23 protein-coding genes and 2 tRNA genes are annotated in these 26,789 nt (G+C 63.3%); 1 reads left to right on the forward strand and 24 read right to left on the reverse strand.

Annotation, left to right across the window (positions count from 1 at the left end; all coding sequences use genetic code 11):
* Positions 1-213: 213 nt before the first annotated feature.
* The 15 genes from pnp to rlmE all read right to left on the reverse strand — a co-directional run bounded on the left by pnp (position 214) and on the right by rlmE (position 15,351).
* Positions 214-2,319, reverse strand: coding sequence for a polyribonucleotide nucleotidyltransferase (pnp, locus tag BLV15_RS00220; protein ID WP_090223603.1), 2,106 nt, complete (start codon positions 2,317-2,319; stop codon positions 214-216).
* A 183-nt stretch (positions 2,320-2,502) separates the two neighbouring features.
* On the reverse strand, positions 2,503-2,772 hold the full coding sequence (gene rpsO, locus BLV15_RS00225) for a 30S ribosomal protein S15 (RefSeq protein WP_090223605.1): 270 nt from the start codon (positions 2,770-2,772) through the stop codon (positions 2,503-2,505).
* Between the two features lie 120 nt (positions 2,773-2,892).
* Positions 2,893-3,810: a tRNA pseudouridine(55) synthase TruB gene (gene truB, locus BLV15_RS00230; protein WP_090223607.1), complete on the reverse strand. Its 918-nt coding sequence runs from the start codon at positions 3,808-3,810 to the stop codon at positions 2,893-2,895.
* A gap of 3 nt (positions 3,811-3,813) precedes the next feature.
* On the reverse strand, positions 3,814-4,197 hold the full coding sequence (rbfA, locus tag BLV15_RS00235; RefSeq protein WP_090223609.1) for a 30S ribosome-binding factor RbfA: 384 nt from the start codon (positions 4,195-4,197) through the stop codon (positions 3,814-3,816).
* Positions 4,198-4,307: 110 nt separating this feature from the next.
* Positions 4,308-6,809 carry a translation initiation factor IF-2 gene (infB, locus tag BLV15_RS00240; RefSeq protein ID WP_090223610.1) on the reverse strand — a complete coding sequence of 834 codons (2,502 nt, stop codon included), beginning with the start codon at positions 6,807-6,809 and terminating at the stop codon, positions 4,308-4,310.
* Positions 6,810-6,835: 26 nt separating this feature from the next.
* A complete protein-coding gene (gene nusA, locus BLV15_RS00245) occupies positions 6,836-8,317 on the reverse strand; it encodes a transcription termination factor NusA (protein ID WP_090223612.1) in 1,482 nt (493 codons plus the stop codon).
* Positions 8,318-8,365: 48 nt separating this feature from the next.
* Positions 8,366-8,824 (reverse strand): ribosome maturation factor RimP, encoded by a 459-nt coding sequence (rimP, locus tag BLV15_RS00250; RefSeq protein WP_090223614.1) that lies wholly within the window; start codon positions 8,822-8,824, stop codon positions 8,366-8,368.
* Positions 8,825-8,953: 129 nt separating this feature from the next.
* A tRNA-Met gene (locus BLV15_RS00255) sits at positions 8,954-9,030 on the reverse strand.
* A gap of 96 nt (positions 9,031-9,126) precedes the next feature.
* Positions 9,127-9,212: transfer RNA gene (locus BLV15_RS00260), tRNA-Leu, on the reverse strand.
* A 12-nt stretch (positions 9,213-9,224) separates the two neighbouring features.
* Complete coding sequence (gene secG, locus BLV15_RS00265) at positions 9,225-9,611, reverse strand: preprotein translocase subunit SecG (RefSeq protein WP_090223615.1); 387 nt, start codon at positions 9,609-9,611, stop codon at positions 9,225-9,227.
* 4 nt (positions 9,612-9,615) lie between these two features.
* On the reverse strand, positions 9,616-10,371 hold the full coding sequence (tpiA, locus tag BLV15_RS00270) for a triose-phosphate isomerase (protein ID WP_090223617.1): 756 nt from the start codon (positions 10,369-10,371) through the stop codon (positions 9,616-9,618).
* A 64-nt stretch (positions 10,372-10,435) separates the two neighbouring features.
* Positions 10,436-11,773 carry a phosphoglucosamine mutase gene (gene glmM, locus BLV15_RS00275; RefSeq protein ID WP_090223619.1) on the reverse strand — a complete coding sequence of 446 codons (1,338 nt, stop codon included), beginning with the start codon at positions 11,771-11,773 and terminating at the stop codon, positions 10,436-10,438.
* 16 nt (positions 11,774-11,789) lie between these two features.
* Entirely contained in the window at positions 11,790-12,641 is an 852-nt protein-coding gene (gene folP, locus BLV15_RS00280) for a dihydropteroate synthase (protein ID WP_090223621.1), read from the reverse strand.
* Positions 12,642-12,648: 7 nt separating this feature from the next.
* Positions 12,649-14,565 (reverse strand): ATP-dependent zinc metalloprotease FtsH, encoded by a 1,917-nt coding sequence (ftsH, locus tag BLV15_RS00285; protein ID WP_090223623.1) that lies wholly within the window; start codon positions 14,563-14,565, stop codon positions 12,649-12,651.
* Positions 14,566-14,727: 162 nt separating this feature from the next.
* Positions 14,728-15,351: a 23S rRNA (uridine(2552)-2'-O)-methyltransferase RlmE gene (gene rlmE, locus BLV15_RS00290; protein WP_090223625.1), complete on the reverse strand. Its 624-nt coding sequence runs from the start codon at positions 15,349-15,351 to the stop codon at positions 14,728-14,730.
* Positions 15,352-15,452: 101 nt separating this feature from the next.
* On the opposite strand from rlmE, the gene yhbY reads away from it, so the two are divergent.
* Positions 15,453-15,764 (forward strand): ribosome assembly RNA-binding protein YhbY, encoded by a 312-nt coding sequence (yhbY, locus tag BLV15_RS00295; protein WP_090223626.1) that lies wholly within the window; start codon positions 15,453-15,455, stop codon positions 15,762-15,764.
* Positions 15,765-15,782: 18 nt separating this feature from the next.
* Here the strand turns inward: yhbY and BLV15_RS00300 are convergent, their stop codons facing one another.
* The 9 genes from BLV15_RS00300 to grpE form a co-directional block, all read right to left on the reverse strand.
* Entirely contained in the window at positions 15,783-16,184 is a 402-nt protein-coding gene (locus BLV15_RS00300) for a DUF4149 domain-containing protein (RefSeq protein WP_090223628.1), read from the reverse strand.
* 13 nt (positions 16,185-16,197) lie between these two features.
* The gene (gene greA, locus BLV15_RS00305; RefSeq protein ID WP_090223630.1) at positions 16,198-16,674 is read right to left on the reverse strand and encodes a transcription elongation factor GreA; all 477 of its coding nucleotides are present in this window, start codon (positions 16,672-16,674) and stop codon (positions 16,198-16,200) included.
* On the reverse strand, positions 16,671-19,892 hold the full coding sequence (gene carB / locus BLV15_RS00310; RefSeq protein ID WP_090223632.1) for a carbamoyl-phosphate synthase large subunit: 3,222 nt from the start codon (positions 19,890-19,892) through the stop codon (positions 16,671-16,673). The genes greA and carB overlap by 4 nt, the downstream gene beginning before the upstream one ends.
* Positions 19,893-19,913: 21 nt before the next feature.
* A complete protein-coding gene (leuE, locus tag BLV15_RS00315) occupies positions 19,914-20,567 on the reverse strand; it encodes a leucine efflux protein LeuE (protein ID WP_090225141.1) in 654 nt (217 codons plus the stop codon).
* 13 nt (positions 20,568-20,580) lie between these two features.
* Positions 20,581-21,723: a glutamine-hydrolyzing carbamoyl-phosphate synthase small subunit gene (carA, locus tag BLV15_RS00320; RefSeq protein ID WP_090223633.1), complete on the reverse strand. Its 1,143-nt coding sequence runs from the start codon at positions 21,721-21,723 to the stop codon at positions 20,581-20,583.
* A 234-nt stretch (positions 21,724-21,957) separates the two neighbouring features.
* The gene (gene dapB, locus BLV15_RS00325; RefSeq protein WP_090223635.1) at positions 21,958-22,764 is read right to left on the reverse strand and encodes a 4-hydroxy-tetrahydrodipicolinate reductase; all 807 of its coding nucleotides are present in this window, start codon (positions 22,762-22,764) and stop codon (positions 21,958-21,960) included.
* A 61-nt stretch (positions 22,765-22,825) separates the two neighbouring features.
* Positions 22,826-23,950, reverse strand: a complete 1,125-nt coding sequence (gene dnaJ, locus BLV15_RS00330; RefSeq protein WP_090223637.1) for a molecular chaperone DnaJ — start codon at positions 23,948-23,950, stop codon at positions 22,826-22,828.
* A gap of 147 nt (positions 23,951-24,097) precedes the next feature.
* Positions 24,098-26,011 carry a molecular chaperone DnaK gene (dnaK, locus tag BLV15_RS00335; protein ID WP_090223639.1) on the reverse strand — a complete coding sequence of 638 codons (1,914 nt, stop codon included), beginning with the start codon at positions 26,009-26,011 and terminating at the stop codon, positions 24,098-24,100.
* A 96-nt stretch (positions 26,012-26,107) separates the two neighbouring features.
* Complete coding sequence (grpE, locus tag BLV15_RS00340; RefSeq protein WP_090223640.1) at positions 26,108-26,743, reverse strand: nucleotide exchange factor GrpE; 636 nt, start codon at positions 26,741-26,743, stop codon at positions 26,108-26,110.
* Positions 26,744-26,789 lie beyond the last annotated feature (46 nt).

The following is a 26,789-nucleotide window of genomic DNA, read 5'->3' on the forward strand; positions in this document are numbered from 1 at the left end:
CCACGTATAACAGCGCAAGCGCTGTGCCATCTTCTAGACAAACATAAATCCAATAAATTCAGGCACTTGAAAAACGACAGCGAAGCGACTTCCTTGCACTTTGCAAGTCGGAGAAATTTTCCACATGCAATTTGCACTATTTTCCTGTGGCCCTCGCCAAGTCCCGAAAACGAAAAAGGGCCCCGAAGGGCCCTTTTCCTGTCGACTGATCGATCAGACGCCCGATGCCTTGGCAGCGGCGACGTCCTTGATCGACAGCTTGATGCGGCCGCGGTTGTCGACGTCCAGTACCAGCACTTCGACTTCCTGGCCTTCCTTCAGCACGTCGGTGACTTTCTCGACGCGCTGATCGCTCAGCATCGAGATGTGCACCAGGCCGTCCTTGCCCGGAAGGATGTTGACGAAGGCACCGAAGTCGACGATGCGCTCGACCTTGCCGACGTAGATCTTGCCGATCTCGGCTTCCGCGGTGATCGCCAGTACGCGCTGCTTGGCAGCCTCGGCGGCGTCCTTGGTTTCGCCAAAGATCTTGATCGAGCCATCGTCTTCGATATCGATCGAGGCCTTGGTCTCTTCGCAGATACCACGGATGGTCGCGCCACCCTTGCCGATGACATCGCGGATTTTGTCCTGGTCGATCTTCATCGCGATCATGGTCGGCGCATTGGCCGACAGCTCGGTACGCGACTGGGCGATGACCTGGTTCATCTGGCCGAGGATGTTCAGACGCGCTTCCAGAGCCTGGTTCAGCGCGATTTCCATGATCTCTTCGGTGATACCCTGGATCTTGATGTCCATCTGCAGCGCGGTGACGCCCTTGGCGGTACCGGCCACCTTGAAGTCCATGTCGCCCAAGTGGTCTTCGTCGCCGAGGATGTCGGTCAGAACGGCGAATTTCTCGCCTTCCTTGACCAGGCCCATGGCGATACCGGCGACCGGCGCCTTCATCGGCACACCGGCATCCATCAGCGCGAGGGAAGCGCCGCAGACCGAGGCCATGGAGCTGGAGCCGTTGGACTCGGTGATCTCCGACACCACGCGAATGGTGTAGGGGAATTCGTCCGCGCTCGGCAGCATGGCGGCTACGGAACGGCGGGCCAGACGACCGTGGCCGATCTCGCGGCGGCCGGTGGCACCCATGCGACCACACTCGCCGACCGAATAGGGCGGGAAGTTGTAGTGCAGCATGAAGGGGTCTTTCTTCTCGCCTTCGAGGGTATCGAGCAGCTGCGCGTCACGCGCGGTGCCGAGGGTGGCGACGACCAGCGCCTGGGTTTCACCGCGGGTGAAGAGCGCCGAGCCGTGGGTCTTGTCGAGCACGCCGACTTCGATGTTCAGGCCACGCACGGTGCGGGTGTCGCGACCGTCGATACGCGGTTTGCCGTTGACGATGTTTTCGCGAACGGTGCGGTATTCGATCTCGCCGAAGGCATCCTTGACTTCGCCGGCGGACGGCTGGCCTTCCTCACCGGAGAACTTGGCGACGATCTGGTCGCGCAGCTCGCCGAGACGGCCGTAGCGCTCGTGCTTGACGGTGATGGTGTAGGCCTGGGAGATGGCTTCGCCGAACTCGCTGCGGATGGCGTCGAGCAGGCTGTTGTTGGCCGGCTTGGCCTGCCAGTCCCAGGTCGGCTTGCCGGCTTCGGCAGCCAGCTCGCCAACGGCCTTGATCACGGCCTGGAATTCTTCGTGGGCGAACAGCACGGCGCCCAGCATCTGGTCTTCGGTCAGTTCCTTGGCTTCGGATTCGACCATCAGCACGGCGTCCTTGGTGCCGGCCACGACCATGTCCAGGCTCGAGGCCTTGAGCTGTTCGTAGGTCGGGTTCAGCAGGTAGCCGGTGCTTTCGTGGAAGGCCACGCGAGCGGCGCCGATCGGGCCGTCGAACGGAATGCCGGAGATGGCCAGAGCGGCCGAGGTGCCGATCATCGCAGCGATGTCCGGATCGGTCTTCTTGCTGGTGGAAACGACGGTGCAGATGACCTGCACTTCGTTCATGAAACCTTCCGGGAACAGCGGACGGATCGGACGGTCGATCAGGCGCGAGGTCAGCGTCTCTTTCTCGGACGGACGCGCTTCACGCTTGAAGAACCCACCGGGGATCTTGCCGGCGGCGTAGGTCTTTTCCTGGTAGTGCACGGACAGCGGGAAGAAGCCCTTGCTCGGATCGGCGCTCTTGGCACCGGTCACGGCGACCAGCACGGTGACGTCGTCATCGACGGTGACCAGCACAGCGCCGGAGGCTTGGCGGGCAATACGACCCGTCTCGAGGGTAACGGTCGACTGACCGAACTGGAATTTCTTGATTACCGGGTTCACGGTGTTTTCCTTCTCTTCGTTGCCTTGGGGAAACTGCGCTTCTTGCGAAATTAGCGGGCAGTGTCGGGGTTCGGACCCGAAAACCGTCCTGGTAAAAAGCCAGAAAGCTGGAAGCCTGTGAACGGAAACCGGGAAAACCCGGCATCCAGTCGCAAACTTCCAGCTTCCGGCTCAGGCAGCGTCTTAGCGACGCAGACCCAGGCGACCGATCAGGGCGCTGTAACGAGTGGTGTCCTTACCCTTCAGGTAATCCAGCAGCTTGCGGCGCTGGTTGACCATACGGATCAGACCACGACGCGAGTGGTGATCCTTGCCGTTGGCCTTGAAGTGATCCTGAAGCTTGTTGATGTTGAAGGTCAGCAGTGCAACTTGCACTTCCGGAGAACCGGTGTCGCCTTCAGCTTGCTTGTACTCGTTAACGATCTGGGATTTTTCTTCAACGCTCAGTGCCATGATTAGGGCTCCTTGAGTGAACAGGCCGGGACGGGTCCCGTGTTTTTAAAAGAGGAATGACCGTGCCTGCTGACAGCCACCCTCGTTGCCCCGCGCGGACGAATCCGCAAGCGGTATCGATCACTCCGATCGAATCAGTCGACGCGGCGCGATGCGCCCGTCTTCGCTCACTTCACCGATACCGATGAAGCGGCCATTGTGGTCCTGTACCCGCAGCATGCCGAACTTCGGTGCCTCGGGGGCGCGAACCGGCTGGCCGTGCAGCCAGTAGTAGGCGCTGTGTTCCGACAGCTGGATCAGCGGCCAATGCTCCAGGCCGCTGTCCGACGGCAACAGGAACTGGTCCAGTGCCTCGGCGCCGCCTTCGGCATGCACCTGTTCCAGGGTTTCCAGGCTGATCGCCTGGGCCAGGGAGTAGGGGCCGGCCTGTGTTCTGCGCAGTTCGGCGACATGCGCACCGCAGCCCAGTTGCTGACCAAGGTCCTCGACCAGCGTGCGAATGTAGGTGCCCTTGCTGCAGGCTACCGCCAGACGCGCCTTGTCGGCCTCGAAGTCGAGCAATTCCAGGCGCGCAATAGTAACAGAACGCGCCTCGCGCTCCACCACTTCGCCCGCCCGCGCCAGCTTGTACAGCGGTTGGCCATCGCGCTTGAGCGCCGAGTACATCGGCGGAATCTGTTGGATATCCCCACGAAAGCCCGGCAGCGCGGCTTCAAGCGCCTCGCGACTGACGTCGACCGCTTGCCGATGGGTGACTTCACCCTCGGCATCGCCGGTGGTGGTGGTCACGCCGAGCTGGGCGACGGTCTCGTAGCCCTTGTCGGCGTCCAGCAGGTACTGGGAAAACTTGGTCGCCTCGCCGAAGCACAGCGGCAGCACGCCGGTCGCCAATGGGTCGAGACTGCCGGTGTGGCCGGCCTTCTCCGCATTGAGCAGCCAGCGGACCTTCTGCAGCGCCGCGTTGGAGCTGAAGCCCCGCGGCTTGTCGAGCACCAGGATTCCGCTGACGTTGCGACGGATTCGTTTCACCTGAGCCAAGGCTTACTCCTCGGACTCGCCGCTGTGCTTGCGGTCTTCCGCCACGGCACGCTCGATCAGCGCCGACAGCTCTACGCCGCGACGAATGCTGGCGTCGTAGTGGAAATGCATCTGCGGCACGGTGCGCAGCTTCATTGCCTTGCCCAGGTGCATGCGCAGGAAGCCGGCGGCGTCCTGCAGAATTTTCAGGTTCGACGCGATCTTGTCGTCGTCCTGCCCCATCACGGTGATGAACACCTTGGCGTGGGACAGATCGCGGCTGACCTCGACGGCGGTGATGGTCACCAGGCCGAGGCGCGGGTCCTTGATTTCACGCTGGATGAGCAGCGCCAGTTCGCGCTGCATCTGGTCGCCGATACGCTGGGTACGGCTGAATTCTTTGGCCATGTTCTGACTACCTGTACACCGGGCGGAAGAAAAACCCGCCCGGTTCATAAGCGGCAAACGCCCGGTCAGGCAGAGCCGAACCGGGCGTTGCGTTGAGCGACGGAAGCAGCTTAGAGGCTGCGCGCCACCTGGACCTTCTCGAAGACTTCGATCTTGTCGCCAACCTTGACGTCGTTGTAGCTCTTCACGGCGATACCGCACTCCATGCCGGCCCGCACTTCGGACACGTCGTCCTTGAAGCGGCGCAGGGATTCCAGTTCGCCCTCGAAGATCACCACGTCGTCGCGCAGTACGCGGATCGGACGATTGCGGTGCACCAGACCCTCGGTGACCATGCAACCGGCGACCGCGCCGAATTTCGGCGAGCGGAACACGTCGCGAACTTCGGCGATACCGAGGATGTTCTCGCGAACATCGCTGCCAAGCATGCCGGTCAGGGCTTTCTTGACGTCTTCGATGATGTCGTAGATCACGTTGTAGTAACGCATGTCCAGGCCTTCGGCCTCGACGATCTTGCGAGCACCGGCGTCGGCACGCACGTTGAAGCCGAACAGCACCGCGTTGGAAGCCAGCGCCAGGTTGGCATCGGACTCGGTGATGCCACCGACGCCGCCACCGACCACGCGCACCTGGACTTCGTCGTTGCCCAGGCCGCTGAGCGAACCCTGCAGCGCTTCCAGCGAACCACGGACGTCGGACTTGAGGACGATGTTGAGCGTCTTCTTCTCTTCCTGGCCCATGTTCTCGAAGATGTTTTCCAGCTTGCCCGCATGCGCACGAGCCAGCTTGACCTCGCGGAACTTGCCTTGACGGAACAGGGCAACTTCGCGGGCCTTCTTCTCGTCGGCGACCACGGTCATGTCGTCGCCGGCATCCGGAGTGCCGTCCAGGCCGAGAATCTCGACCGGAATCGACGGACCGGCTTCCTTGATCGGCTTGCCATTCTCGTCAAGCATGGCGCGCACGCGGCCAAAGTTGACGCCGACCAGGACCATGTCGCCCTGACGCAGGGTGCCGTCCTGAACCAGCACGGTGGCTACCGGGCCGCGGCCCTTGTCGAGACGGGACTCGACCACCACACCGCGGCCCGGGGCCGTCGGCGTAGCCTTGAGCTCGAGAACCTCGGCTTGCAGCAGCACGGCTTCCAGCAACTCGTCGACGCCGGTACCGGCCTTGGCCGAGACGCCCACGAATGGCGCGTCGCCGCCCCACTCTTCCGGAATCACATCGAGCGCGGCCAGGCCGTTCTTGATGTTGTCCGGGTTGGCTTCCGGCTTGTCCATCTTGTTGATCGCGACCACGATCGGAACGCCGGCTGCCTTGGCATGCTGCACGGCTTCCTGGGTCTGCGGCATCACGCCGTCGTCGGCCGCCACCACGAGGATGACGATATCGGTGGCCTGGGCACCGCGGGCACGCATCTGGGTGAACGCGGCGTGACCGGGGGTATCGAGGAAGGTGACCATGCCGCGGTCGGTTTCCACGTGGTAGGCACCGATGTGCTGGGTGATACCGCCGGCTTCGCCAGCGGCCACCTTGGCACGACGGATATAGTCGAGCAGCGAGGTCTTGCCGTGGTCGACGTGACCCATGACGGTAACGACCGGCGCACGGTGGAAGGATTCACCTTCGAACTTCAAAGATTCGGCCAGTTGCTCTTCCAGGGCGTTGTCGCTGACCAGCTTGACCTTGTGGCCGAACTCTTCGGCGATCAGTTGGGCAGTCTCCTGATCCAGCACCTGGTTGATGGTCACCGGGGTGCCCATCTTGAACATGAACTTGACGATTTCAGCGCCCTTGACCGCCATCTGTGCAGCCAGGTCGGCCACGGTGATGGTTTCACCGATATTCACGTCGCGCACGATGGGTCCTGTTGGGCTCTGGAACCCATGCTGATTGCGTTTCTTCAGCTTCGCCTTGCCGCGGCCACCACGACGGCCAAAGCTGTCGCTTTCGTCGTCGGTGCTGCGCGGTGCGACGCGCGGAGCGGGCACCTTGTCTTTCGGCGCGGGGCGATGCTGGGTGTGCTTGCGATCGCGACGTTCGTCGTCATCGCTACGCGCCTTCTCGGGGCGCCGCACTTCTTCCTTCTTGCGCTCTTCGACGGGCGCCGCAGCGACCGGAAGCTCGGTGGAGGCGACTTCGCCGACGGCCGCGGCAGGCACGGCTGCGCCCACTTCTTCGACGGAAGGCTGCGCCTGCTGACGGCGCGCTTCTTCTTCGGCGCGACGCTTGGCTTCTTCCTCGGCCTTCAGGCGAGCCGCCTCTTCCGCAGCGCGCTGCTCTTCCAGCTCGCGTTGCTTCTCGGCTTCGATCTCGTCGGGGCTGCGCTTGACGTAGGTCTTCTTCTTGCGCACTTCGACGCTGATGGTCTTGCTACCGGCAACCCGCAGGGTCGTGGTGGTCTTGCGCTGCAAGGTGATCTTGCGCGGCTCTTCCAGTTTCTCGCCGTGACTGCCCTTCAGATGGGCCAGCAGGGCCTGCTTTTCGTTATCGGTCACTACTTGCTCGGCGCTGGTGTGCGACAGACCTGCCTCACGCATCTGCAGCAGCAGGCGCTCGACCGGTGTGTCGACCACTTGGGCCAGTTCTTTCACCGTGACTTGCGTCATGCATCTCTCTCCTCGACCGCGACTGCTTACTCGAACCAATGGGCTCGGGCGGCCATGATCAGCTTGCCGGCACGCTCTTCATCCATGCCGTCTATGTCGAGCAAGTCGTCGATCGACTGCTCGGCCAAATCTTCGCGGGTGATAACCCCGCGCATTGCCAGTTCCAACGCCAGGTCCTTCTCCATACCCTCGAGCGAGAGCAGGTCTTCGGCCGGCTGGGCATCCGCCAACTTCTCTTCGTTGGCGATGGCCTTGGTCAGCAGGCGATCCTTGGCACGGGAACGCAGCTCATTGACGATGTCTTCGTCGAAGCCATCGATGTTGAGCATCTCTTCCATCGGCACGTAGGCGATCTCTTCCAGACTGGTGAAACCCTCTTCAACCAGTACCTGGGCAAGTTCCTCGTCGACTTCCAGCTCGTCGATGAAGGCCTGCATGATGTCGCCGGTCTCGGCCTGCTGCTTGGCCTGGATATCGGCCTCGGTCATCACGTTCAGCGTCCAGCCGGTCAACTGACTGGCAAGGCGAACGTTCTGGCCGCCGCGCCCGATAGCCTGGGCGAGGTTGTCTTCGCCAACGGCGATGTCCATCGCGTGGGCGTCTTCGTCGACGATGATCGCCGCCACTTCGGCCGGGGCCATGGCGTTGATCACGAACTGCGCGGCATTGTCGTCCCACAGCACGATGTCGACACGCTCGCCGCCCAGTTCGCCGGACACCGCCTGCACGCGCGAACCGCGCATGCCGATGCAGGCACCCTGCGGATCGATGCGCTTGTCCTTGGAGCGGACGGCGATCTTGGCGCGCGAACCCGGATCACGCGAGGCGGCCATCACTTCGATGAGCTCTTCGGCGATTTCCGGGACTTCGATGCGGAACAGCTCGATCAGCATCGCCGGCGCGGTGCGCGACAGGATCAACTGAGGACCACGGTTTTCGGCGCGAATTTCCTTGAGCAGCGCACGCACGCGGGCGCCGACGCGGAAAGTCTCGCGCGGGATGATGTCTTCGCGGGCCAGCAGCGCTTCGGCGTTGTTGCCGAGGTCGACGATGACGTTGTCGCGGGTGACCTTCTTCACGGTGCCGAAGATGATGTCGCCAACGCGGTCGCGATAGGCCTCGACCACTTGCGCACGCTCGGCTTCGCGCACCTTCTGCACGATGACCTGCTTGGCGGTCTGCGCAGCGATGCGGCCGAACTCGATGGAATCGATCTTCTCTTCGAATACGTCGCCGTACTGGGCGTCGGCCTTGCGCGCCTGCGCCTGGTCCAGGGTGTACTGGGCAGCCGGCTCCTCGAACTCCTCGTCGGGGACCACGGTCCAGCGACGGAACGTCTCGTAGTTACCGGTCTGGCGATTGATCTCCACCCGCAACTCGACGTCATCTTCATAGCGTTTCTTGGTCGCCGTGGCCAAGGCCAACTCAAGCGCCTCGAAAATCACACTGGCCGGTACGCCCTTTTCATTGGACACCGACTCAACAACCAGCAGTACTTCTTTGCTCATCGTACGCCTCGCCTCTCGCAATCCATTGGACCCGCGGGGATCCGCCCCTCAGTCAAAACGGGGAATAATGTTGGCTTTGTCGACCGAATCGATCGGCAACAGGTATTCGTGATCGTCGACCAGCACCACTACGTCCTGCTCTTCCGTACCGCGGAGGATGCCCTGAAAATTGCGCCGCCCCTCGAAGGGCGAACGCAGCTTGATCTTGACCTGCTCACCGGCATGAGCGGCGAACTGTTCCAAGGTGAACAGTGGCCGGTCCATTCCCGGAGAAGAGACTTCGAGGGTGTACTCGCTGGCGATGGGATCTTCCACATCGAGCACGCCGCTGATCTGGCGACTGACCTTTTCGCAGTCCTCGACCAGAATACCGTTGGCGCTATCGATATAGACCCGCAGCAGCGAATGCTTACCCTGAGAAATGAATTCGACGCCCCAGCATTGGTAACCCAGGGCTTCCACTACCGGCGCCAACATGGCCTGCAACTGTTCTAGCTTGCTCGACACGAAAGCCCCTCGCGCATGCTGTGCAAATAAAAAATGGGCGAAACGCCCATCCCTTGAAGCCGCCTGGAATTGCCCGGCGGCAGACTGTCCAGCTAGCAAAAAGCCCCTGAAAAGGGGCTTCGCTACTACTGGTTGCGGGGGCTGGATTTGAACCAACGACCTTCGGGTTATGAGCCCGACGAGCTACCAAACTGCTCCACCCCGCGACAAAGCTGGGGCGAAAGTATACGGTTATTTACCCTTTCAGGTCAACCGAACCTCCGCTAACAGCAAAGCCCGCTATTGCGGGCTTTGCTGAGTATTGGTACCGAGGAGGGGACTCGAACCCCTACAGCCTATGGCCACTACCACCTCAAGGTAGCGTGTCTACCAATTCCACCACCTCGGCAAAACTTGCCTTCTACTTCTGCTCTGGAGCCTGAGGTACGTCAGCGCCATCGTTGGCCGCTGGCTTTTGCTCTTCGAGCACCGGCACATCACTTGCTGCCGATTCTTTCTTCTGCACTTCCATGACCGCCGGATCAGGCAGGCCGATGTTAGTCAGCGCTTCAGCCTTTTCCTTAGCAAAGTAACCTAAGCCCAAGCTGGTCAAGAAAAAAACGGTGGCCAGTATAGCAGTAACTCGACTCAGAAAGGTAGAGGAACCTTGGCCGCCAAATACAGTTGCGGAAGCACCGGAACCAAAAGAGGCACCCGCATCCGCACCCTTCCCCTGCTGCAGAAGCACCAGAGCGATAACACTCAGAGCCCCCAGCAGGTGAACAACGATTACGACAGTTTGCAGCATTTCATCAGCATCCCGCGGCGCGACAGATCGCACCGAATTCATCCGCATTCAAGGAGGCACCACCAATCAGCCCCCCATCGATATCCGCCATGCCAAACAGCTCGGCGGCATTGGTGGCCTTGACGCTGCCGCCGTAAAGAATCCTCATACCCTGCGCCACTTCTGCGCTCTCGCCCGCCAACTGCGCGCGAATCGCCGCATGGACCGCTTGCGCCTGGGCCGGCGTCGCAGTCAGTCCGGTACCAATGGCCCAGACCGGCTCATAGGCGATCACCGCATTGAAGAAGGCACCGATGCCCAATTCATGGATGATGCTGCCCAATTGCTCGGACACCACTTCGAGCGTCCGCCCCGCCTGACGCTGCTCCAGCGTCTCGCCGACACAGAGGATGGGCACCAACCCATGCGACTGCGCCGCGATGAACTTGCGGCTGAGCAACTCGTCACTCTCGCCGAACAGCTGGCGGCGCTCGGAATGTCCGATCAACACCAGCTTGCAACCTGCATCAGCCAACTGAGCCGCGGAAACCTCTCCCGTCAGCGCACCTTGCCAAGGCTCTTTCGCGCAGTTTTGCGCACCGACCGCTATGGGCGAATCGGCGAGAACCTCGAGCACGCGCTCTACATGGAGAAAAGGCGGCAGTACGGCGACTTCGACCGAATCCGGTATCGCCAGTTGGCGAACACCTTGGGCGAGCGCATCAGCGCTGGCGCGGGTACCGTGCATTTTCCAGTTACCAGCAACCATCGGGCGACGCATGCTCAACCTCGTCGATCAAAGTGGGCGCAGATGTTAACCAAGAGCTTGCGGACTGGCAAGCGAATCAAGCACATACCTCTGTCACGACCTTCGCCAGCTCATCGGCGTAGCCGCGCACCTGGGCTTCATCGTCACCTTCGACCATCACCCGCACCAGCGGCTCGGTGCCCGACTTGCGCAACAGCACGCGGCCGCGCCCCGCCATGCGCTCCTGAACACGCTCGCAGGCGTCCCGGACAGCCGGGTGCTCGACCGGATCCAGGTCGCCGGAAAAACGCACGTTGACCAGAACCTGCGGGCACTTGCGCAGCGCCTGGCGCGCCTCGGCCAGAGTCTGCCCGCGACGCTTGAGCGCCATCAGCACCTGCAGTGCGGCGATGATCGCGTCGCCGGTGGTGGTGTACTGACAGCACACGATGTGCCCGGAGTTCTCGCCACCCAGCTGCCAGCCACGCGACAGCAGCTCGCTCATCACGTACCGGTCACCCACCTTGGCGCGCACGAACGGAATGTCCAGCTCCTTGAATGCAAGTTCGAGCCCCAGGTTGCTCATCAGGGTGCCAACTACACCACCCTGCAACCGACCCTGCTCGTGCAGATCGCGAGCGATCACGTAGAGCAGCTCGTCACCGTCGACGATGGCGCCGGTGTGATCGACCATCAGCACGCGATCGCCGTCGCCATCGAAGGCGATGCCGATGTCCGCGTGCTGCTCGATGACGGTCGCCTGCAACGACTCCACATGGGTCGAACCGCACTGGTCGTTTATGTTCAGGCCATTGGGCTGGGCGGCAAGGACGCTGACCTCGGCACCCAACTCGCGGAACACGTTCGGCGCCACCTTGTAGGTCGCCCCGTGGGCGCAGTCGACGACGATCTTCAGCCCGGCGAAATCGGTACTGGTCGGCACGCTGCTCTTGCAGAACTCGATGTAGCGTCCGGCGGCGTCGTTGATCCGCGAGACCTTGCCCAGCTTGGCGGAATCCACCACCACCATCGGCGTATCAAGCAGTTCCTCGATCATCAGTTCTACCTCGTCGGGCAACTTGGTGCCGTGGCCGGAGAAGAACTTGATGCCGTTGTCGTAGTGCGGATTGTGCGAGGCGCTGATGACGATACCCGCCTCGGCGTGGAAGGTGCGGGTCAGGTAGGCAATGGCAGGCGTCGGCATGGGCCCGAGCAGCAAGACGTCGGCACCGGCCGCGGACAACCCCGCCTCCAGCGCGGACTCGAACATGTACCCGGAGATGCGCGTGTCCTTGCCCACCAGAATCCGGCAGGCGCCCTGGCGACGGAACGCCATTCCAGCGGCCCAGCCGAGCTTGAGCATGAAGTCCGGCGTAATGGGAAATTGCCCGACCAGTCCGCGAATACCGTCGGTGCCGAAATACTTTCTGCTCATAACCGCTCCATCAAATTCATTCCGCCGCTTCCACCGCAGCGATCATTCGAACCACATCGACCGTCTCGGCCACGTCATGCACCCGCAGGATATGCGCGCCCTTGGCCACCGCGAGGGCCGCCAGGGCCAAGCCACCATACAGGCGGTCTTCGACGCCACATCCAAGCGCCTGGCCGATCATGCTCTTGCGCGAGACGCCCACCAGCAGCGGCAGGCCGAACCGCAACAGGGCGTCGAGGTGCTTGAACAGGCTCAAATTATGCGCCAGGTTCTTGGCAAAGCCGAACCCAGGATCGAGGAGCAGCTTTTCGCGGCCGATTCCCGCGGCCTCGCACAGCGCGACGCGCGCCCCCAGATAGTCACAGACCTCTTCGACGACATCCCCATAAGCCGGACGGTCCTGCATGGTCGCCGGCTCGCCACGCATGTGCATCAGGCAGACCGCCAGGCCGCTGTCGGCAGCCGCCTGCAGGGCGCCCTCTCGACTCAGCGAACGCACATCGTTGATCAGGCCCGCACCCTGCTGGGCGCTTTCGCGCATCACCTGGGGGGTGGAGGTATCCACCGAGATGATCACGTCGAGTTCGGCCGCGATCGCCTGGACGACCGGAATGACGCGGTCGAGCTCTTCGTCGACGGATACGACGGCAGCGCCCGGGCGGGTCGACTCGCCACCGACATCGATCAACGTCGCCCCCGCCACAACCATGGCTTCGGCGTGCCGCAACGCATCGTCGAGCGCATTGAAGCGGCCGCCATCGGAAAAGGAATCGGGGGTAACGTTGAGAATGCCCATGACATGCGGGCGGCTTAAATCAAGAACCCGGTTGCCGCAAGGCAACCGGGTCTGGTTTTGCTGAACGATCATGACTGTCTTAGTGTTCGCCGGCCGGACCACCGATCGGGGTTTCCGGGCGATCACCCTCGGGGCGCGTCACGGTCGGACCCGAGGCGCCGCCCGTACCGTCCTGCCAATCACGCGGCTCGCGCGGTATACGACCGGCCATGATGTCGTCGATCTGGTCGGCATCGATGGTTTCGTACTTCATCAGCGCTTCGGCCATGCGGTCGAGCTTGTCGCGGTTCTCCACCAGAAGCTGCTTGGCGGTGCCGTAGCAGCTGTCAATGATGCTACGGATTTCCAGATCGATCAGCTTGGCGGTATCCGCTGACATGCTGGCGTTCTGGCTGCTACCGCCACGACCGAGGTAACCCTCGTTCTCGTCCTCGGCATACATCAGCGGGCCGAGCTTCTCGGACAGGCCCCACTTGGTGACCATGTTCTTCGCCAACTGGGTGGCGCGCATGATGTCGTTCGAGGCACCGGTGGTGACGCCGTCGAAGCCCAGCGTCATCTCTTCGGCGATACGGCCGCCGAACAGCGAGCAGATCTGGCCGATCAGCGCACGCTTGGAAAGGCTGTAGCGGTCTTCCTCGGGGAGGAACATGGTCACGCCCAGAGCGCGGCCACGCGGGATGATCGAGACCTTGTAGACCGGATCATGCTCGGGAACCAGGCGCCCTACGATGGCATGGCCGGCTTCGTGGTAGGCCGTATTGAGCTTTTCCTTGTCCGACATGACCATGGTCTTGCGCTCGGCACCCATCATGATCTTGTCTTTGGCCAGCTCGAATTCCTTCATGTCGACGACACGCTTGCCGGAGCGCGCGGCGAACAGCGACGCCTCGTTGACCAGGTTGGCCAGGTCGGCGCCGGAGAAGCCCGGCGTACCGCGCGCGATGACCGCTGCCTTGACGTTCTCGCCCATCGGCACCTTGCGCATGTGCACGTTGAGGATCTGCTCGCGGCCACGGATGTCCGGCAGGCCGACCACCACCTGGCGGTCGAAACGGCCCGGACGCAACAGCGCGGGGTCGAGCACGTCGGGACGGTTGGTCGCCGCGATCACGATAATGCCGTCGTTCATCTCGAAGCCGTCCATCTCAACCAGCAACTGGTTGAGGGTCTGCTCGCGCTCGTCGTGACCGCCGCCCATGCCGGCGCCACGGTGGCGGCCGACGGCGTCGATCTCGTCGATGAAGATGATGCAGGGCGCGTGTTTCTTCGCCTGGTCGAACATGTCACGAACGCGGGATGCACCCACGCCGACGAACATCTCGACGAAATCGGAACCGGAAATGGTGAAAAACGGCACCTTGGCCTCGCCGGCAACGGCCTTGGCCAGCAGCGTCTTACCGGTACCCGGCGAGCCGACCATCAGCACGCCGCGCGGAATACGCCCGCCCAGGCGCTGGAACTTGCCCGGATCGCGCAGGAACTCGACCAGCTCGCTGACCTCCTCCTTGGCCTCGTCACAACCGGCGACGTCGGCGAAGGTGGTCTTCACCTGGTCTTCAGAAAGCAGGCGCGCCTTGGACTTGCCGAAGCTCATCGGCCCACCCTTGCCGCCGGCGCCGCCCTGCATCTGGCGCATGAAGAACATGAACACCGCGATGATCACCAGGATCGGGAAGCTCGCCACCAGCAGTTGAGTCCAGATGCTCTGCTGCTCGGGCTGCTTGCCCTCGATGACCACGTTGTTGTCGATCAGGTCACCGATCAGACCCCCGTCCTGAATCGCCGGGCGGATGGTCTTGAAGGTGTCGCCGTCGGCACGCTTGCCGGTGATGACGTAGCCATCCACGGTGACGCGCTCGACCTTGCCGTCCTTGACCTGCCCGATGAAGTCCGAGTAGTTCAGCGTCTGCGGCTCGGTGGGGCTGGAGAAGTTGTTCATCACGGTCACCAGGACGGCCGCGATGATCAACCACAGAATCAGATTCTTTGCCATGTCGTTCAATTCTCTAACCCTCTGGAGCAGGCCAATTCGACCTCGTACCCGCATGACGGCTGGTTGGTAACCCGCCTAACTTACTATACAACCCCACCCCGGGCGGGAGGTGTCTGTAACCCTTTATATCGTTGAGACTGCCAGAAAAGCGCTTTAGTGCAATCACTCTCCGCGGAAACCGCGAGCCAGCAGGTACTGCTCACGGGATCGATCGCGGGAGGACAGCGGCTTGCGCATCTGCACCTTGTCGAACTGCTCGCGGACCTGCTTGTGGTAAAGATCGAAACCTTCGCCCTGGAAAATCTTGATCAGGAAATCGCCCCCCGGACGCAATACCCGGCCGGCGAGATCCAGTGCCAGCTCGCACAGATACATCGCGCGAGGCTGATCCGAAGCCCTCACTCCACTCATATTGGGGGCCATGTCGGAAATCACAAGGTCCACCGGGTTTTCGCCAATGGCTTCGAGGATACGGGCGAACACCGCATCGTCGGTGAAGTCGCCCTGAATGAAGGTCACGTCGGGAATGCTGTCCATCTCCAGGATGTCGGAGGCGATCAGCCGGCCACGGTCGCCAATGACCCGGCTGGTGACCTGCGACCAGCCTCCCGGCGCCGCGCCGAGGTCGACGACGGTGATGCCGGGGCGCAGGATGCGGTCCTTCTCCTGGATTTCCAGCAGCTTGTAGCTGGCGCGCGAACGGTAGCCGTCCTTCTGCGCCATCTTCACGTAGGGGTCGTCGAAATGTTCTTTCAGCCAACGAGGGCTAGTCTTGGAACGGGCCACGAGGCACCTCGGGTAACGAATGTGATTGGCTGAGCGCGGCCCGAATCGCTCGGGTAAACTACGCCACTTTTTTGCAAAACGAATCGAACAGGGGTCGGATTATGGCGCTCACTCAAGAGCAGAAGAAGCAATACAAATCTATCGGCCACCACCTGAAACCGGTATTGATCGTCGCCGAGAACGGCCTCAGCGAAGGCGTCGCTGCCGAGCTCGACCGTGCGCTGAACGATCATGAGCTGATCAAGGTGCAGTTCCGCATCACCGAACGCGAAGAGCGTATTGCCCTGATCGAAGCGGTGTGCAAGAGCGGCAGGGCCCAGCTGGTGCAGATGATCGGCAAGATGGCGCTCATCTATCGCAAGAACCCGCAGCCGAACAAGAACCTCTCCAACCTGCACCGCCACCAGGCCTGACACCGCCAGGCGGAGCCTTCAGCTCCGCGACTGGCCCGGCACCGGCTGCAACACCAGCAGCGCACCGCAAAAACCCAACAGCAGGTAGACGAAGCGCGGGGCGAACTCCGCGCCGGGCAGGCCTGCGCGCAGCAGCGGGTAGGTTGCCGAGATCAGCAGGATACCCAGCAGCAGCCGACCGCGCGCTTGTTGCCACAGGCTCGGGAAACCCTCGGCCTGCGCCAGGATCAAGCCCTGCAGCACCACGCAGAACGCCGCGAAGGCTACCAGCAGCGCACGCAATCCGGCGCCGACCTCCTCGACCAGCAAGGGCGCCAGGCCGATTCGCTGCAGCGCGGGCACCACCACGAAGTGCAGCAGCCACAGACCGCCGACCCAGAAGGTCTGCGCCAACCGCCAGGCGGCGGCACCGGCCCGCAGGCGCAGGCGCAGGTCAGATATGGCGAACCTCGACGATCTCGTACTCGACCAGACCGCTGGGCGTCTTCACGCCCACGGCGTCGCCTTCCAGCTTGCCGATCAGCGCGCGGGCGATCGGTGAACTGACCGACAGCTTGCCCTGCTTCACGTCGGCCTCGTCCTCGCCGACGATCTGGTAGGTGACGCTCTCGTCGGTCTCGACATTGGCGATCTCCACGGTGCTGCCGAAGATCACCTTGCCGGTGTGCTCGATGGTCGTCACATCGATCACCACCGAGTTCTGCAGGCGGCCTTCGATGTCGCGGATGCGCGCCTCGACCATGCCCTGCTGCTCGCGGGCGGCGTGGTACTCGGCGTTTTCCTTGAGGTCACCCAGCTCGCGAGCGGTGCCGATGTCCTGGCTCAGCTTCGGGCGGACGACCTTGGTCAGGTGGGCGAGTTCTTCTTCCAGGGCGCGGGCGCCCTGCACGGTCATGGGGTACTTGGTCATGCGTTGATTCCTGCGTGAAGGTCCTGCAGACGGCGCACGGTCTTTTCCGGACCGAATTTGAGCGCTTCACAGATCGCCTGGCCACCGGCGATGGTGGTGGTGATGCAGATCTTGTGCTGCAGAGCGTTACGACGGATGGAGTAGGAGTCGGCGATGGATTGGCGACCCTCGGTGGTGTTGATGATCAGGGTGACTTCGTCGTTCTTGATCATGTCGACCACATGAGGACGGCCCTCGGTCACCTTGTTGACGCGCCGCACCGGCAGGCCGGCAGCCTCGATGATACGCGCCGTGCCGGCGGTGGCGACCACTTCGAAGCCGAGGCCGACCAGGTCGCGGGCAACCTGCTCGACGAACGGTTTGTCGTCGTCGCGCACGCTGATGAAGGCGCAGCCGGCGTTCGGCAGGATTTCGCTGGCGCCCAGCTGGGCCTTGGCGAAGGCCTCGGCGAAGTTGTCGCCGACGCCCATCACCTCCCCGGTGGATTTCATCTCGGGGCCGAGGATCGGGTCGACGCCGGGGAACTTGGCGAAGGGGAACACGGCTTCCTTGACGCTGAAGAACGGCGGGATGATTTCCGTGGTGAAGCCGATCTCCTTGAGCGACTTGCCGGCCATGACCCGCGCGGCGATCTTCGCGAGCGAAGTGCCGATGCACTTGGAGACGAACGGCACGGTGCGCGAGGCGCGTGGGTTCACTTCCAGCACGTAGATGTCTTCGCCCTGGACGGCCATCTGCACGTTCATCAGGCCGATCACGCCCAGCTCCAGCGCCATCTTCTTGACCTGGCTGCGGATCTCGTCCTGGATCGCCATCGGCAGCGAATACGGCGGCAGCGAGCACGCCGAGTCGCCGGAGTGAACGCCGGCCTGCTCGATGTGCTGCATGATCGCGCCGATCACCACGTCTTCGCCGTCGCACACCGCGTCGATGTCGACCTCGATGGCGCAGTTGAGGAAGTGGTCGAGCAGCACCGGGCTGTCGTTGGATACCTGCACCGCCTCACGCATGTAGCGCTTGAGTTCGTCCTCTTCGTAGACGATCTCCATCGCGCGGCCGCCCAGCACGTAGGACGGACGGACCACCAGCGGATAACCGATGCGCTTGGACGCGGCGATCGCCTCGTCTTCGCTGCGCGCGGTGGCGTTCGGCGGCTGGCGCAGGTTCAGGCGCTCGACCATCTGCTGGAAGCGCTCGCGGTCTTCGGCGCGGTCGATGGCGTCCGGGCTGGTGCCGATGATCGGCACGCCGGCTTCTTCCAGCGCGCGGCAGATCTTCAGCGGGGTCTGCCCGCCGTACTGCACGATCACGCCTTTCGGCTGCTCGACGCGGACGATTTCCAGCACGTCCTCCAGGGTCACCGGCTCGAAGTACAGGCGGTCCGAGGTGTCGTAGTCGGTGGAAACGGTTTCCGGGTTGCAGTTGACCATGATGGTCTCGTACCCGTCTTCGCGCATCGCCAGCGCGGCGTGCACGCAGCAGTAGTCGAACTCGATGCCCTGGCCGATACGGTTCGGCCCGCCGCCGATCACCATGATCTTGTCGCGGGTCGACGGATTGGCCTCGCACTCTTCCTCGTAGGTCGAGTAGAGGTAGGCGGTATCGGTGGCGAACTCGGCGGCGCAGGTATCGACGCGCTTGTACACCGGCAGCACCTTCAGCTTGTGACGGTGGCTACGCAGGTTCTTCTCGGTAACACCGAGCAGCTTGGCCAGGCGGGCGTCGGAGAAGCCCTTGCGCTTGAGCCGGCGCATCAGCTCGTAGTCGATGCTGGAAAGGCCGAGGGTCTTGACCTTCTCCTCTTCCTTGACCAGATCCTCGATCTGCACGAGGAACCACGGATCGATCTTGGTCAGGCCGAAGATCTTCTCCATCGAGTAGCCGGCGCGGAAGGCATCGGCGAGGTACCAGACGCGATCGGCGCTGGGCACGGTCAGTTCGCGCTTGAGGATGCTGTCGGCTTCCGGATTGCTCAGGTCGAGTTTCGGATCGAAGCCGGCGGCACCGACCTCGAGGCCGCGCAGCGCCTTGTGCATGGACTCCTGGAAGGTGCGGCCGATGGCCATCACCTCACCGACGGACTTCATCTGGGTGGTCAGGCGGGCGTCGGCCTTGGGGAATTTCTCGAAGGCAAAACGCGGGATCTTGGTGACGACGTAGTCGATGGCCGGCTCGAAGGACGCCGGGGTGCGACCGCCGGTGATGTCGTTCTGCAGTTCGTCGAGGGTGTAACCGACGGCCAGCTTGGCGGCGATCTTGGCGATCGGGAAGCCGGTGGCCTTGGAAGCCAGTGCCGAGGAGCGCGACACGCGCGGGTTCATCTCGATGACGACCATGCGGCCGGTGTCCGGGCAGATGCCGAACTGCACGTTGGAGCCGCCGGTTTCCACGCCGATCTCGCGCAGCACCGCCAGGGAGGCGTTACGCAGGATCTGGTATTCCTTGTCGGTCAGGGTCTGCGCCGGTGCCACGGTGATCGAGTCGCCGGTGTGCACGCCCATCGGGTCGAAGTTCTCGATGGAGCAGACGATGATGCAGTTGTCCTTCTTGTCGCGGACCACCTCCATCTCGTACTCCTTCCAGCCGATCAGCGATTCGTCGATCAACAGTTCGGAAGTCGGCGACAGGTCGAGGCCGCGGGCGCAGATTTCCTCGAACTCCTCGCGGTTGTAGGCGATGCCGCCACCGGTGCCGCCCATGGTGAAGGACGGCCGGATGATGCACGGGAAGCCGACCTTGTCGAGGACGCCGTAGGCTTCTTCCATGTTGTGGGCGATGCCGGAAACCGGGCAGGCCAGGCCGATGTCCTTCATCGCCTTGTCGAAGCGCGAGCGGTCTTCGGCCTTGTCGATGGTGTCGGCGTTGGCACCGATCATCTCGACGCCGAACTTCTCCAGGACGCCGTGCTTTTCCAGGTCGAGCGCGCAGTTCAGCGCGGTCTGCCCGCCCATGGTCGGCAGCAACGCGTCGGGGCGCTCCTTCTCGATGATCTTGGCCACGGTGGCCCACTTGATCGGCTCGATGTAGGTGGCGTCGGCCATCGCCGGGTCGGTCATGATGGTGGCCGGGTTGGAGTTCACCAGGATGACGCGGAAACCCTCTTCCTTAAGCGCCTTGCACGCCTGCGCGCCGGAGTAGTCGAACTCGCAGGCCTGGCCGATGACGATGGGGCCGGCGCCGAGGATCAGGATGCTTTTGATGTCTGTACGCTTGGGCATGGGACTCTCGTGCTCTACAAATCAGGTCAGGGTTGCGCCGGCCAGCTTGATGCCGAAACCGACGAACATGGCGCCCACGCCGGAGGTGGCTCCGGCAGACAGGCGTTGGCGCTGGCGGAACCACTCGGCCAGACGCACACCGCAAAAAATCAGGAAACTCAGGTACAGGAAGCTGATCGCTTCGAGGATGGTTCCCAGCACCAGGAACGACAGACCGGGGTAGGCATAGGCCGGGTCGACGAACTGGATGAAGAAGGAGATGAAAAACAGGATCGCCTTCGGGTTGGACAGGCTGAGGAACAGTGCACGACCGAACGGGTTGTTCACCGGCTCATGGCTCTCCAGCGCCTGCGACGGCACTTCCGGCGCATGCAGCTTGCGCCAGGCGCCGCGCAGCATGCCGATGCCGAGATAGAACAGATAGGCCGCGCCCAGGTACTTGAGCACCACGAACAGCATCGGCACGGTCTTCAGCAACGAAGCGATACCCAGCGCCGAGAGCAGCATCAGGATCGCGTCACCGAGGAACACCGCACTGGCCGCCCTGTAGCCGCGCGCAACGCCATGCTGCGCCGAGGTGGCGAGCACGAACAGCGAGTTCGGCCCCGGCAGCAGGACGACGAACAACGCACCCAGCACGTAGGTCCAGAGGTCGGTGATTCCCAGGCTTGGCAGCATCTCGTCTACCTCAGCGGCGCTCGGCCATGGCCGCGATGAAACGGTCGAACAGCGGCGCCACGTCATGCGGGCCGGGGCTCGCTTCCGGGTGACCCTGGAAGCTGAAGGCGACCTTGTCGGTACGCTCGATGCCCTGCAGGGTGCCGTCGAACAGCGACTTGTGGGTCGCCCGCACGTTGGCCGGCAGGCTCGCCTCGTCCACCGCGAAACCGTGGTTCTGGCTGGTGATCATCACCACGCCGGTCTTCAGATCCTGCACCGGATGGTTGGCGCCGTGGTGGCCGTTGGGCATCTTCACGGTCTTCGCGCCGGAGGCCAGCGCCAGCAGTTGGTGACCCAGGCAAATGCCGAACACCGGGATCTCGGTCTGCAGGACTTCCTGGATGGCCGAGATCGCGTAGTCGCACGGCTCCGGATCGCCCGGCCCGTTGGCCAGGAACACGCCGTCCGGGTTCAGCGCCAGGGCTTCGCTGGCGGGCGTTTGCGCCGGCAGCACGGTGATCCGGCAGCCACGCGCCACCAGCATGCGCAGGATGTTGGTCTTCACCCCGAAATCATAGGCGACCACGTGGTAAGGCAACTCGCCGGCGGGAATCTCGGCATGATCGTCGGTGCCCAGGCTCCACACGCTGGAACGCCACTCGTAACGCTGCTTGACCGACACCTCCTTCGCCAGGTCCATGCCCTTGAGGCCAGGGAAGCTGCGTGCCAGCTCGAGCGCGCGCTCTTCGGTGGCGTCTTCGCCGGCGAGAATGCAGCCGTTCTGTGCGCCTTTCTCACGCAGGATGCGGGTCAGGCGGCGGGTATCGATACCGGCGATCGCCACGGTGCCGTTGGCCTCGAGGTAGTCGGGCAGCGACTGCTTGTTGCGCCAGTTGCTGGCCAGCAGCGGCAGGTCGCGGATCACCAGACCGGCGGCCCAGACCTGACCCGATTCGGCGTCTTGCGGCGTAGTGCCGGTGTTGCCGATGTGCGGATAGGTCAGGGTGACGATCTGCTGGGCGTAGGATGGATCGGTGAGGATTTCCTGATAGCCGGTCATGGCGGTGTTGAACACCACTTCGCCGACGGTTTGCCCGTTGGCGCCAATGGATTCGCCGCGAAAAATGCTGCCGTCGGCAAGGGCCAGAATGGCAGGTTTAGGGGCAGGCATAGTCAGAAGACCTCCGGTAGATCAGGGCTGGAGCAAAACGCAGGTTGTAAAAAAGCGGGATGACGTGTGAAGGTCATCCCGCTTTTTGTTAATAGCCATCTGCGTAACTTTTAGTGGGCACACTAAAGCGGGCAGCTTACAGAAAAAGCCTTTCCCGGTCCAGCCGAAACCCGGGAAGAGCTCCAGGCGAGGGCGAAAAACGCGGCGCCTGGCGGACCAGGGCGTAGACGCCACTCAGGCCAGGCCGAGCACATCCTGCATGTCGTACAGCCCCGCTTCGCGCCCTTCGAGCCACAGCGCCGCACGCACCGCGCCCTTGGCGAAGGTCATCCGGCTGGACGCCTTGTGGGTGATCTCGACGCGCTCACCGTCCGCCGCGAACAGCACGGTATGGTCGCCGACGATGTCGCCCGCGCGCACCGTGGCGAAACCGATGGTCTGCCGGTCGCGTGCGCCGGTCTGCCCTTCACGCCCGTACACCGCCACTTCGCGCAGATCGCGACCAAGCGCCTCTGCGACCACTTCACCCATGCGCAAGGCGGTGCCCGAAGGCGCATCGACCTTGTGCCGGTGGTGCGCCTCGACGATCTCGATGTCCACCTCGTCGCCCAGCACCCGCGCGGCGGTGTCGAGCAGCTTCAGGCAGAGGTTCACGCCGACACTGAAGTTGGCGGCGAACACCAGCGGAACGTCTTTCGCCGCCGCGACCAGTTGCTGCTTCTCTTCCTGGCTCAGCCCGGTGGTGCCGATGACCATGGCCTTGCCGGCACGCCGGCAGATTTCCAGATTCTTCAGCGTCACCGAGGGGTGAGTGAAGTCGATCAGCACGTCGAACTCGTCGACGACCCGGCTCAGGTCGCCGGACAGCGGCACGCCGATGCGACCGATTCCGGCCAGCTCACCGGCGTCGGCGCCGACCAGGGTGCTGTCGGGGCGATCCACCGCCGCGGTCAGCCCGGCGGCGCCCGCGGTCTGCTGCACCGCCTCGATGAGGATCTTGCCCATGCGCCCGGCGGCGCCCATTACTGCAATACGTCGCATACATCAGCTCCAGCTGAGCGCGTCGGCCCGCGGCGTTCACACCACGACCCGACGCGAAGATTTACAGGTCGCCGAAGAAACGCTTCATGCCTTCGAACCAGCCACTGGCCTTGGGCGAGTGCGAGCTGTCGCTCTGCAAGCTGCCGCGGAACTCTTCGAGCAGTTCGCGCTGGCGCTTGCTCAGGTTCACCGGGGTTTCCACCTGCACCTTGCACATCAGGTCGCCGGCACCGCCACCGCGAACCGGCGCCACGCCCTTGCCGCGCAGGCGGAACAGCTTGCCGGTCTGGGTGCTTTCCGGAATCTTCAGCTTCACGCGACCATCCAGGGTCGGCACTTCCAGTTCGCCACCCAACGCGGCGTCGGCGAAGCTGATCGGCACCTCGCAATAGAGGTGCTTGCCGTCACGCTGGAAGATCGGGTGCTCGCGCACGTTGACCACCACGTAGAGGTCGCCCGCGGGACCGCCCATCGCGCCGGCCTCGCCTTCGCCCGACAAACGAATGCGGTCGCCGGTATCCACGCCCGGCGGCACCTTGACCGACAGGGTCTTGTGTTCCTCGACGCGGCCCTGGCCATGACAAGCCTCGCACGGGTCGGGAATGATCTTGCCGGCGCCATGGCAGCGCGGGCAGGTCTGCTGCACGGAGAAGAAGCCCTGCTGCATGCGCACCTGGCCGATACCGCCGCAGGTCGGGCAACCGACTGGCGTCGAGCCCTTCTTCGCGCCGCTGCCTTCGCAGACCTTGCAGTTGACCAGCGTCGGCACGCGGATGGTCACCGTGGTGCCGCGCACCGCTTCTTCCAGGTCCAGCTCGAGGGTGTAGCGCAGGTCGTTGCCCCGCGCCGGGCCACCGCGCGAACCGCCGCGGGCACCGCCGAAGAAGTCGCTGAACACGTCACCGAAAATGTCGGAGAAGCTGGCGTTGTTGCCGAAACCGCCACCACCGCCCATCTGCGGGTCGACCCCGGCATGGCCGTACTGGTCGTAGGCCGCGCGCTTGCTGGCATCGGAAAGCACTTCGTAGGCCTCGCTGGCCTCCTTGAACTTCTCTTCCGCCGCCTTATCGTCCGGGTTGCGGTCGGGGTGGTGCTTCATCGCCAGACGCCGGTAGGCCTTCTTCAACTCGGCTTCGCCGACACCGCGCTCGACACCCAGAATCTCGTAATAATCTCGTTTAGCCATAACCCTCAAATTCCTCCAGCAGCCTGTTCATTGGCGCAACAGACTTGTCGCTCCACCAGATACGCCAACGCGGGAGCAAGCTCCCGCGCGGCGTGTCTGGACGCGCGAGGCTAGAACCCCGCGCCGTGGAGCCGAAGCAAGCGATGCTTACTTGTTGTCCTTGACCTCTTCGAACTCGGCGTCGACCACGTCGTCGCCGCTCTTCGCCTCGGCCCCGTCCTGGGCAGGCTCACCGGCCTGCGGCTGCTCGGCATACATTTTCTGCGCCAGCGGAGCGGAGGCCTGGGACAGTGCGGTCATCTTCGCTTCGATTTCCGCCTTGTCGTCGCCTTTCACCGCCACTTCGAGGTCGCCGATGGCTTTCTCGATGCTGGCTTTCTCGTCGGCGCTGACCTTGTCGCCCGCCTCGACGATCATCTTGCGGGTGGCATGCGCCAGTTGGTCGCCCTGGTTGCGTGCACCGGCCAGCTCTTCGAACTTGCGGTCTTCCTCGGCATTCGCCTCGGCGTCGCGGACCATCTTCTCGATCTCGTCATCGGACAGGCCGGAGTTGGCCTTGATCACGATCGACTGGGTCTTGCCGGTGGCCTTGTCCTTGGCGCCCACGTGCAGGATGCCGTTGGCGTCGATGTCGAAGGTCACCTCGATCTGCGGCACGCCACGCGGAGCCGGCGGAATCTCGGCCAGGTCGAACTTTCCGAGAGACTTGTTCTGCGCGGCCTGCTTGCGCTCGCCCTGCAGCACGTGAATGGTCACGGCGCTCTGGTTGTCGTCGGCAGTCGAGAACACCTGCGACTTCTTGGTCGGGATGGTGGTGTTCTTCTCGATCAGCGGGGTCATCACGCCGCCCATGGTCTCGATACCCAGGGTCAGCGGCGAAACGTCGAGCAGCAGCACGTCCTTGACGTCGCCGGCCAGCACGGCGCCCTGAATGGCGGCGCCCATGGCCACGGCTTCGTCCGGGTTGACGTCCTTGCGGGCTTCCTTGCCGAAGAAATCGGCCACGCGCTTCTGCACCAGCGGCATGCGGGTCTGGCCGCCGACCAGGATCACGTCGTCGATGCTACCCACGTCGATGCCGGCGTCCTTCAGCGCCAGACGGCACGGCTCGATGGTGCGCTCGACCAGGTCCTCGACCAGCGACTCCAGCTTGGCACGGGAGATCTTCACGTTGAGGTGCTTCGGACCGGTCGAATCGGCGGTGATGTACGGCAGGTTGACGTCGGTCTGGGAGCTCGACGACAACTCGATCTTGGCCTTCTCGGCAGCCTCTTTCAGGCGCTGCATGGCCAGCGGATCGCCCTTCAGGTTCATCCCGGTTTCTTTCTTGAACTCGTCGACGAGGTAGTCGATCAGGCGGATGTCGAAATCCTCGCCACCGAGGAAGGTGTCGCCGTTGGTGGCCAGCACTTCGAACTGGTGCTCGCCGTCGACTTCGGCGATCTCGATCACCGACACGTCGAAGGTACCGCCGCCCAGGTCATAGACGATTACGGTGTGGTCGCCCTTGGCCTTGTCCATGCCATAGGCCAGAGCCGCCGCGGTCGGCTCGTTGATGATGCGTTTGACGTCGAGACCGGCGATGCGGCCGGCGTCCTTGGTGGCCTGGCGCTGGCTGTCGTTGAAGTAGGCCGGAACGGTGATCACCGCTTCGGTGACCGGCTCGCCGAGGTAGTCTTCGGCGGTCTTCTTCATTTTCTTCAGCACTTCCGCGGAAATCTGCGGCGGCGCCATCTTCTGGCCCTTCACTTCGACCCAGGCGTCGCCGTTGTCGGCCTTGGCGACCTTGTACGGGACCATCTGGATGTCTTTCTGCACGACGTCTTCTTCGAAGCGACGGCCGATCAGGCGCTTCACCGCGTACAGGGTGTTTTGCGGGTTGGTCACCGCCTGGCGCTTGGCCGACTGGCCAACCAGCGTCTCGCCGTCGTTGGTGTAGGCGATGATCGACGGCGTGGTGCGCGCACCCTCGGCGTTCTCGATGACCTTGACGTTGCCGTTTTCCAGAATTGCGACGCAGGAGTTGGTGGTCCCCAGGTCGATACCGATGATTTTGCCCATGTCTTCTCTCTCCGAAACTTGGTTTTAGCGCGCCCCGCAGCGGGTCGCGGTAGCTCTATTCGCTTGACTAAACAGATGGGGGCCAGCCGGCCGATTTCAAGCCTTCTCGTTGATCGAAGGCGGCGCTTCGCTTGGCGCCTTGCTGACCACCACCATCGCCGGGCGCAGCAGGCGCCCGTTGAGCAGGTAACCCTTCTGGAACACCTTGAGCACGCTGCCCGGCTCGGCATGGGTGCTTTCTTCCATGGCCATCGCCTGGTGGTGTTCGGGGTTGAACGGCGCGCCGTGCGGATCGACCGCCTCCAGCTGATAGCGCTTGAGGGTGTCGTGGAACAGCTTGAGGGTCAGCTCCATGCCTTCACGCACGGCCTTGATCGACTCGTCGTCGGGGCTGGACAGCTCCAGGCCTCGTTCGAGACTGTCGACGACCGGCAGCAGGTCGCTGGCGAATTTTTCCAGCGCGAACTTGTGCGCCTTCTCTACGTCCTGCTCGGCGCGGCGGCGCACGTTCTGCAGATCGGCAGCGACACGCAGGGACTGGTCCTGCGCCGCCGCCAGTTGTTCTTCGAGCGCCTGCACGCGGGCGCCCAGGTCCTCCGAAGACTCTACCGGCGCGTCCGCGCCCGTGTCCGGGGATTGGGGGTCCAGATTATGTTCGTCAGCCATGCATTCCTCCTCTTGATCGGTCGCCGGTCGTGCCGGGCGCTTCTGTCCGCCTATATGGGGCCGCATTCGCCCGCTTCAAGGGCGCCGACCCGGCATCCCGGCCAACAAGCCC

This window comes from Pseudomonas kuykendallii (genome assembly GCF_900106975.1).
In the GTDB taxonomy this organism is placed as follows: Bacteria; Pseudomonadota; Gammaproteobacteria; order Pseudomonadales; family Pseudomonadaceae; genus Pseudomonas_O; species Pseudomonas_O kuykendallii.